This is a genomic window from Halalkalicoccus subterraneus (assembly GCF_003697815.1).
GTDB lineage: Archaea > Halobacteriota > Halobacteria > Halobacteriales > Halalkalicoccaceae > Halalkalicoccus > Halalkalicoccus subterraneus.
Genome location: NZ_RDQG01000032.1, coordinates 1 through 8,442 on the forward strand (window position 1 = coordinate 1; position 8,442 = coordinate 8,442).

At 65.2% G+C, this 8,442-nt stretch carries 10 protein-coding genes; 6 read left to right on the forward strand and 4 right to left on the reverse strand.

What is annotated here, in order from left to right; translation table 11 throughout:
* A partial coding sequence (locus EAO80_RS08730) for a GTPase (RefSeq protein ID WP_162993933.1) occupies positions 1 to 95 on the reverse strand: 95 nt, incomplete at its 3' end.
* A 154-nt stretch (positions 96 to 249) separates the two neighbouring features.
* Here EAO80_RS08730 and EAO80_RS08735 point away from each other — a divergent pair.
* Both EAO80_RS08735 and EAO80_RS08740 read left to right on the forward strand, forming a co-directional pair.
* Positions 250 to 2,082 (forward strand): asparagine synthase-related protein, encoded by a 1,833-nt coding sequence (locus EAO80_RS08735; RefSeq protein WP_122089538.1) that lies wholly within the window; start codon positions 250 to 252, stop codon positions 2,080 to 2,082.
* A gap of 137 nt (positions 2,083 to 2,219) precedes the next feature.
* Positions 2,220 to 3,041: an alpha/beta fold hydrolase gene (locus EAO80_RS08740; protein ID WP_122089544.1), complete on the forward strand. Its 822-nt coding sequence runs from the start codon at positions 2,220 to 2,222 to the stop codon at positions 3,039 to 3,041.
* Between the two features lie 9 nt (positions 3,042 to 3,050).
* Here EAO80_RS08740 and EAO80_RS08745 read toward each other — a convergent pair whose 3' ends face one another.
* From EAO80_RS08745 to EAO80_RS08755, 3 genes are read right to left on the reverse strand one after another with little or no spacing between them, the layout of a single operon-like run.
* Positions 3,051 to 3,767: a fumarylacetoacetate hydrolase family protein gene (locus EAO80_RS08745; protein WP_122089539.1), complete on the reverse strand. Its 717-nt coding sequence runs from the start codon at positions 3,765 to 3,767 to the stop codon at positions 3,051 to 3,053.
* Positions 3,768 to 3,788: 21 nt separating this feature from the next.
* Positions 3,789 to 4,490 carry an HAD family hydrolase gene (locus EAO80_RS08750; RefSeq protein ID WP_122089540.1) on the reverse strand — a complete coding sequence of 234 codons (702 nt, stop codon included), beginning with the start codon at positions 4,488 to 4,490 and terminating at the stop codon, positions 3,789 to 3,791.
* Complete coding sequence (locus EAO80_RS08755; protein WP_122089541.1) at positions 4,483 to 5,154, reverse strand: SOS response-associated peptidase; 672 nt, start codon at positions 5,152 to 5,154, stop codon at positions 4,483 to 4,485. The genes EAO80_RS08750 and EAO80_RS08755 overlap by 8 nt, the downstream gene beginning before the upstream one ends.
* Positions 5,155 to 5,237: 83 nt before the next feature.
* Here EAO80_RS08755 and EAO80_RS08760 point away from each other — a divergent pair, with 83 nt between their 5' ends.
* From EAO80_RS08760 to EAO80_RS08770, 4 genes are all read left to right on the forward strand, one after another.
* Positions 5,238 to 6,257, forward strand: a complete 1,020-nt coding sequence (locus EAO80_RS08760; protein WP_122089542.1) for a sodium:calcium antiporter — start codon at positions 5,238 to 5,240, stop codon at positions 6,255 to 6,257.
* A gap of 37 nt (positions 6,258 to 6,294) precedes the next feature.
* Complete coding sequence (locus EAO80_RS08765) at positions 6,295 to 7,539, forward strand: ornithine cyclodeaminase (RefSeq protein WP_122089543.1); 1,245 nt, start codon at positions 6,295 to 6,297, stop codon at positions 7,537 to 7,539.
* Positions 7,540 to 7,932: 393 nt separating this feature from the next.
* Positions 7,933 to 8,073 (forward strand): hypothetical protein, encoded by a 141-nt coding sequence (locus tag EAO80_RS19635; RefSeq protein WP_162993934.1) that lies wholly within the window; start codon positions 7,933 to 7,935, stop codon positions 8,071 to 8,073.
* On the forward strand, positions 8,070 to 8,442 hold a 373-nt coding region (locus EAO80_RS08770; RefSeq protein ID WP_162993935.1), incomplete at its 3' end, for an isocitrate lyase/PEP mutase family protein. The genes EAO80_RS19635 and EAO80_RS08770, both read left to right, overlap by 4 nt.

Here is an 8,442-nt window from a genome sequence, read left to right on the forward strand (position 1 = left end):
TACGCGCCCTCGGGAACGTCGTTCATCGTCGCGGCGTTGAAGAAGGTCGACTTGCCAACCGAGGGCTTGCCGACGAGACCGATCCGGTAGCTCATTGTGCGGGTTGGGGGGTCCCTAACGGAAAGCGTTGCGAACCCGGCTCTCACCGGCCCATGCTATCGTATAACGGTCGAACGAGGGTTAATTACTACCAAAATTATAATATATAATCAATCCATAATAAAATTACTGTCATTCGTAAACAGAACGATGGTCGGACTCTGCGGTTCGTACGGGGCACAACGACGTGACGTAGAACCGATCTCCGCAGCGCTCTCGCGCTCGGACGCCGACGAGCACTTCGAGTACGGGACGAGAGACCTCCGGGGTCAAACGATCGCCCACTCCGAGGAGGGCCGACCGGCCACCGTTCCCGGGGAAGATACCTCACTCGTGGTTTGGGGATCGGTCTACAGCCGGGAGCGCTCCGGCGGGTACGAACGCCGGCCACCGGGCGTCACCGTAGCCGAGTTCTGCGCTCGAGCCTACGCCGAGGACGGCGTCGGGGCGCTCACGGAGATGAACGGCGAGTTCGTCTGCGTCGTCGAACGGCCGGACGACGGCCGAGTCCGGATCGTCACCGACCGTCTGGGAACCCAACCAGTGTACTACCACGCCGAACCCGGTGCGATCACCTTCTCGACGTCGATTCAGGCGCTTGCGACCCATCCGGGGATCGAGACCAGATACGTGCCCGAGTACCTGGCGGAGTACCTCGGATCCAAGACCGTTCGGGGGCTTCGAACGCCGCTTTCGGGGATCGAACGGCTCCCGCCAGCGTCGGTATCGACCCTCGATTCTGACGCCGGCGAGGTGCGGTCCGAACGGTACTGGCAGCCGATCCACCGGCCCGAGAACCGCCCGTTCTCGGCGTTCGTCGATCAGTTCATCGACCGGTTCCTCGACGCGATGGACGACCGTATCCGCGACGACCGCCGACATGGGTTGTTGCTCTCCGGCGGGAGCGACTCACGGCTCGTCCTCGCGACGCTCGATCGGGTCACAGCGTATGGGTTCTCCGATTCCTCGGGCGAGGTCGAGACCGCACGCCGGGTGGCCTACCTCGCCGGCGTGCCGTTCACCCGTTTCGACGACGAGTCCGGATACGACAGGCGCCTACTCCGGCACAACGCCGAGGTGAGCAACTTCGTCGGCTGGTTCAACGAGGGGAACGCCATCGGCGTCGAAGGGACGCTCCGCCGGGAGGTCGACGCGCTCGTCTCCGGGCTCTACGCCGACGTGCTGTTCAAGGGCTGGACGGTCCCGACCCGGCGACTCTCGACGCCGGCGGGGTCGCTTCCGGTTCCCACGGCCAAGACCATCGAAACGCGCGAGGCCGTCCTCGGGACGCGAGACGGATCGACGCCGCCGTATCTCCCCGACGGCGCCGTTAGGCGAGCGCATGACTGGAACCTCTCGGCCGGCTCGCCGATCGTCGACCACGGGGTGACCTACCCGTCGTACGGCGCGCTTTCCGACCACGGGTTCTGGTATCCGCTCACCAACGAGACCTCCTTCGACCGCTACAGCGATCAGCAGGTCCTCCCGACGGTCTACCCGTTTCTCGACCGGCGGCTGATCGATCTCGCGCTGCGGCTTCCGACGCCGTACGCGCTGCGATACAACCTCGTCGACCGGGCGCTCGCGCGCCTCGCACCCGAGCTGGCCGCGATCCCACACGACGAGAGCGGTCTGGCCCTCTCCCGGCCGCGGTGGCTCCACCGGTTCGCGACGATGGGCGCGGAACTGCGGTCGGATACCGGCGGCAACGCGGCGACCCTCAGGGAGACTGACTGGATCGCCGAGGTCCTCGAGGGGCACCGGTCGACGATCCGGGCGCTCCCGCTTGTGGAGTACGACGCCGTCCGCGAGACCTACGACGCGCACATGGCGGGCGCCGACCACACCGCCGCGCTCTGTGGACTGTTGACGCTGCTGGAGATGCCGGTCACGCAGACGGTCGCGACCTCGGTCCGTTCGTCCCCGTCCTCCGAGCTGCCGATCCGTCCGGACGACGGGACCGTTTTCACACGGGGTGATTGACCGCCTCCGGAGCGTACACGAATCTCGGCGAGCGCTACGGAACGCTGGTCGAGCGGGAGCGAGGACCGTCGGACCGAGGTTCGCGACTACCGGGCGGCAAGCGAACGATTCAGGGAGATACGGACCGTAGATCGATCATGACAACCACGGATCCTCCGACGATCGGGCTCTCGTACGACGACGACGGAGCGGGACCGCCGCTCGTGTTCCTCCACGGCGGCTGGCTTTCCGCGGAGAGCTGGGCCGGCCAGCGCGACCGCTTCGGCAACGAGTATCGGATCGTCGTCCCCGATCTCCGTGGCCACGGCCGAACCGGCCCATCGGATGCATGCCGGTACTCGGTCGGGCTCATGGCCGACGACCTCGATTCACTCCTCACGGAGCTGGGAATCGAGGAGTGCGTGCTCTGTGGGCTCTCGCTCGGCTCGATGGTCGCCCAATCGTACGCCGCCAACCATCCCGAGCGGATCCGTGGGCTGTTACTAGCGGGCGCCGTCCAAACCTTCCCACCGGTCCCGATTCCGGGGCCGATGAAACGGCTGCTCACGCCACTGCCGATGCTCGGAGGGTCGCTCACGTTCTCCGGAACCGGACCGACGTTTCGCTCGCTGCTCTCGACGATCCGCCCGCTGACCGGGGGTCCGTGGCTCGCGCGCGATCCGGAGGTCAGATCCGCGGCTCTCGATACCGTTGACGAGATGTCGAAATCGGAGTTCAAAAAAGTGTTTTCGGCACTATACCGGTTCAAAGCACCCAATCTCGAGGATTTGGGAGTCCCGGCGCGCGTCGTCTATGGCGAACACGAGGTCTCGCTGGTGAAACGCCAGAGCCAGGACCTCGCGCGCGCACTCGACTGCGCGGTCCACGAGATCCCCGGTGCGGCCCACTTGGTCAACCAGGACAACCCCGAGGCGTTCGACGAGGTCCTCTCGGGGCTGCTGGCCGAAGTCGAGAGCTGAAGCCCGGGCTCAACGGGGCTCCGCGACCGAATTTCGCAGGGTTCCGACCCCCTCGTAGGTGATCTCGATCTCGTCGTCCGGTTCGACCGTCCCGGGGTTCGCGGGACTGCCGAAGGCGATTGCGTCCCCCGGCGAGAAGGTGAACCGCTCCGAGAGGTACGAGACGATCTCGTGGGCGCCGAAGAGCATCAGCTCCGTGTTCGCTTCTTGACGAACCTCGCCGTTGATCTCGGTGCGCATGTCGATCCCCCGCGGGTCGAGGTCCGTCTCGATCCATGGACCCAAGGGCCCCGAGCCGTCGAAGGCCTTGCGTGCCGTGCGGCCCTGCTGGTCCAGCGCGTCGACGTCGTTCATGATCGTATAACCTCGGACCACGTCGGGCACCGCCTCGACCGGGACGTTCTTACATTCCTCGCCGATGACGGCGACGAGTTCGCCGGCGTAGGTGACCTCCTGGGAGAAGGTCGGATACGGGATCGGCGCCTCGGTGGGGATCACGGAGACGGGCGGTTTGATGAAGAAGTCGGGCTCCTCGGGGCGCTCGTAGTCCATCTGGTCGAGCGTTTCGGCGTAGTTACGCCCGACACAGTACAGCGCGGAGGGGACACACGGCGCGAGCAGGTCCTCGCGGTCGATCTCGTACTCCGCGTCGGCGGTACTCAGCGTTCCGTCGGCGAGTTCTCCCTCTCGAACCCCGTCGTCCGTCAGGGCGCGTGCGAGTCGCATAGCGTACTCTGAAGACTCGCGCTATGTAGCTGATTCCATATCCGGGCGGAATGCCTCGCCGTCCCCGCGACAGATCACGGGCAGGTCCTCCAAACTCCGGATCTCGTAGGTCGGCGCGGCGGGCAGTTCGTAGTTAGTTCGATGGGGCCGGCGAATGAAGGCACAGTCGAGGCCGACCTCGTGGGCTGCGAGCACGTCGACTCCGCTATCGCCGACATAGAGTGCGTTGCGGGTGTCGAGATCCGTGAGCGCGCGCTCGATGTAATAACCGTTGGGTTTCTTGCGGTCGATTCCGGCGAGCGTCGGTTCGCGGCCGTAATGGGTCTCGAAGTAGGGATGCAGGTCGTAGTGGTCGAGGATGAAATCGATGGTGCGTTGCTGGTTGTTGCTGACGACGCCCAGATCGGGGACGAGTTCGTCGAGCGCACTGACGTCTTCGTACAGGGGCTTGCCGCCGTTTTCGATCGAGTCACACTGGGCACGCGAGGTGAGCATGTCGCGGCGGTACCACAGGTCGTCCGGGTCAACGTCGTGTGCGGCGGCGAGTTCGGCGACCGAATCGCGCGTGACCCCCAACAGTGACTCGACTTCCTCGTCGCTGGGCGAGACGCCGAACTCGTCGTAGGTCTCGCGGATCGCGCCGTGGAGCACCGCTCTCTCGGTGCGCTCGACGAGCACGCCGTCGTTGTCGAAGACGACCGCGTCGTAGACGCGCTCAGACATCCGCGACCTCCCTGACGAGCTCCGCAGAATCGTTGCCGGGGCTGTTGACCGCCGTCGAGACCGGATAGGCCTGCAGGTCGTCGGCCGCAGCGAGCGAGAAGGGGGCTCCGGAGAGCCACTCGCGTTCGTGTTCGCGCTCGAGGATCACTGCCATCCGGTGGTGGAGGTCCTTCACGACGCCTTCGGGCTCGGTCGTGACGACGGCGAACGTCTCGATGGATTCGGGCTCCGCCGAGCCGTCGACCCCACCCTCGGCGAACGCGTCGAGGCCCGTCTGTTCGGTCGGCGGCGTCCAGTGCGTCCTGAGTCCGGCCATCGCGAAGGGCTCGTCGTCAGTCCGGGAGACGTAGTAGGGCCGTTTTCCCCCGCCCTCCTCGACCCACTCGTAGAAGCCGTTCGCGGGGACGAGACAGCGATCCGCGTCCTCGAAGCTCGGTTTCTCGGCCATCGTCTCGGCGCGGGCGTTGATCAGGTCGCGTTCCTCGTCGGCCCATTCGGGGGTGAGCCCCCAGCGCGCAAGGCGGATCTCCTCGCGATCGTCGGGGACGATCGGAAGCCGCTGGGAAGGGGCGGCGTTGTAGGTCGGTTCGAACTCGGGCTCCGGCACGGAGAACCGTTCGGCTAGCTCGTCGGGCGGCGTAAACAGGGCGTACCGTCCACACATGGTTCGGAGAAGGGGTGGAGAGGGTATAAACCTCGGCGTCGCACAACGACACCGGTTTACTCTCCGGCCGGAATCGAAGGTGTATGTGGACGATCGCGTGGCTCGTGGCTCTCACGCTGTTCGGTACCGCCGTCGTCTGGAAGGCGAGCGGCTGGCTCGAATCGTCGGCCGACCGGCTCTCGGCGTACTACGGGCTGCCCGCGATCGTTCAGGGGTCGATCGTCGTCGCGGTCGGGTCGAGCTTTCCGGAACTCACCACGGCGGTCGTCGCACCGCTGCTCCACGGCGAGTTCGAACTCGGCGTCGGCGCGATCATCGGCTCGGCGGTCTTCAACATCCTCGTGATCCCCGCGTTGGCGACGGTCTCGACGCCCGGCCCGCTGAACGCCGGCCGGGACCTGGTCTACAAGGAAGCGCAGTTCTACATCATCTCGGTCGCAGTCTTCCTGTTGATGTGTTCCTTTGCCGTTATCTACTACCCCGTCGGAAACGGCTTCGCCGGTACGATCACACCCGGGCTCGCGTTGATCCCGCTCGGGGTCTACCTCCTGTATCTCTTCATTCAGTATCAGGACACTGCGGACTACGAGGCGCCCGAGGTCTCGGGGATCAGCGCCCCGCGCCAGTGGGGATATCTGCTCGCGAGCCTCGCGTTGATCACGATCGGGGTCGAGGCGCTGGTGCGGGGAGCGATCGGCTTCGGCGACGTCTTCGGCACGCCGAGTTTCATCTGGGGGTTGACAGTGGTGGCGGCCGCCACGAGCATTCCCGACGCGTTCGTCAGCGTCACCGCCGCAAAGAACGACCGGGAGGTCACGAGCGTCGCGAACGTCCTGGGTAGCAACGTCTTCGACCTCCTCGTCGCGATCCCGGCGGGAGTGATCGTGGCCGGCATCGTCGGGGCCAGCGCGGTGACGATCGACTTCGCGGTTGCCGTCCCGCTGGCGGCGTACCTCGTGCTCGCGACGATCGCGCTGTTTACGCTCCTCAGGACGGATTTCGAACTCCAACACTGGGAGGCGTGGGGGCTGCTCGTGCTGTACGGGGTGTTCCTCGTCTGGCTCGTCCTCGAAACGGTCGGGGTGACGGAGCTGCTCGTCTAACGCAGGGGCTTTCAGCCGGGCGGTGTCATGAACGGGTATGAGCGTCTCGCGAACGGTCGAGCTGGAGGGACACATCATCGATTCGGGCGTGATGGGGCGGTGTATGGGAATCGTCATGGACATGGACGGCTGGTTCGACGTCGAGGAGTTCGACGTCGGTACCCGGAAACACGAGGAGACCTATGCCCGGATGCGCGTCTCCGCCGAGGAGGAGGACACGCTTCACGAGATCCTCCACCAGCTCAATCAGACCGGTGCGACCCTCGAGGACCCGATCGACGCCGGGATCGAACCCGCGCCCGCGGACCGGGTCGTGCCCGCGGGCTTTTACTCGACGACGAACCACCCCACCGAGATCCGCTACGAAGGGAAGTGGATCGAGGTCGATCGCATCGAGATGGACTGTGCGGTGATCGTCGAACCCGAAGGTGGCGAGGACGACGGCCACGACGGGCCACGTGCCTACACCAAGGTGCTCAACGCCGTCGAGAAGGGCGATCTCGTCGTCACGGGCAACACCGGCATCCGCGTCAACCCGCCGGAGCGTCCGCGCGATGCCGGTGGCGCCTTCGGGTTCATGCAGGGTGGCGTCAGCAGCGAGCGGCCCGCGACGACCCAGATCGAGAACGTCGCGAACGCGATCGCCGAAACCAAAGACCGGGACGGGAACGTGATGGTCGTCGCCGGCCCCGCAGTGATCCACTCGGGGGCGCGAAACGACCTCGCCCGACTGGTCGGTGAGGGGTACGTCGACGCGATCAGCGCGGGCAACGGCTTTGCGGTCCACGATCTCGAACGCGATCTGTATGGCACCTCACTAGGGATGGACGTCGAGACCCTCGAACACCCCCGCAAGGGTCACAAACACCACATCTACACGATCAGCGAGATCATCCGCTCGGGCGGGATCCACGAGGCGGTCGAGGAGGGCAAGGTCGACTCGGGGATCATGTACGAGTGTGTCGCCAACGACGTCCCGTTCGTGCTCGCGGGCTCGATCCGGGACGACGGCCCCTTACCCGATACGATTACAGACTCCATCGAGGCCCAGAACGCCATCCGCGAGCAGGCCCACGAGGCGGACATGGTATTGATGCTCGCGACGCTGCTTCACTCCGTGGCCGTCGGCAACTGCCTTCCCTCGACCACGCGCGTCGTCTGTGTCGACATCAACCCTGCGACCGTCACCCAACTCCAAGATCGGGGTAGCGCCCAGACGATCGGCATGGTCACCGACATCGGTACGTTCGTCCCGCTGCTGGCCGACAGTCTGCTCGACTGATCCGCGAGAAATGAGCGAAGCGATGCCGCGAGACCGACTCAAACAGTCCTGACGACGTCCCGCCGCGACGCGGCGGGCGAACTCGACGGCTACCGGAAACCGACGTCCGTCAGCCCTCGCTCGGGCCGGATCGCGACCTCTCGGTTCTACGAGGCGATCACGACTCGGCCTGGCCGCCACACCAACGGATGCATCGAACCCATACCAGAGGTGTGACATTCGCTGCCAATATTATTAATTAACGATCATTGAGGAACCTTTGCCAATATAAAATGATTAATCGTTATAGTTAAGTAGGAAAGCCGAGTTCGCTCTACTGTCGTGAACGATCATGTACGAACGCGGACCACCGACGGATCGTATCGCCCACAGACCACCCGATACCGACAATCAATGTACACCGACACCGACAACACCGGCGTTCCGATCGTTCCCCAACTGACCACCGAGACCACCTCGCGAGACCGCCGCGAGAGCATGGAGGAGGCAGTCTGGAGCCACCTCATCGAGACCCCCACGGAGGAAGCGCAATGATCGACGAGATCGGCGACACCGACACGACCGTCAGGGACATCGACAACCCCGCCGCCCGGGAGTTCCGCCGGAAGCTCGAGGACCAGACGTTCACGTTCGCCCCCGGCGTCTATCACGCGCTCGACGCCCGGCTGGCGGAGATGACCGGCCACGATGCCGCCTACATGAGCGGCTACTCCACCGTGCTCGGGCAGTTCGGCTTCCCGGACCTCGAGATGGTCTCGATGACCGAGATGGTCGAGAACGCGGAACGGATGGTCGACGCCTGTACAATCCCGATCGTCGCCGACTGCGACACCGGCTACGGCGGCGTCCACAACGTCCGGCGCGCGGTCCGCGAGTACGAGAAGGCCGGCGTCGCGGCGATCC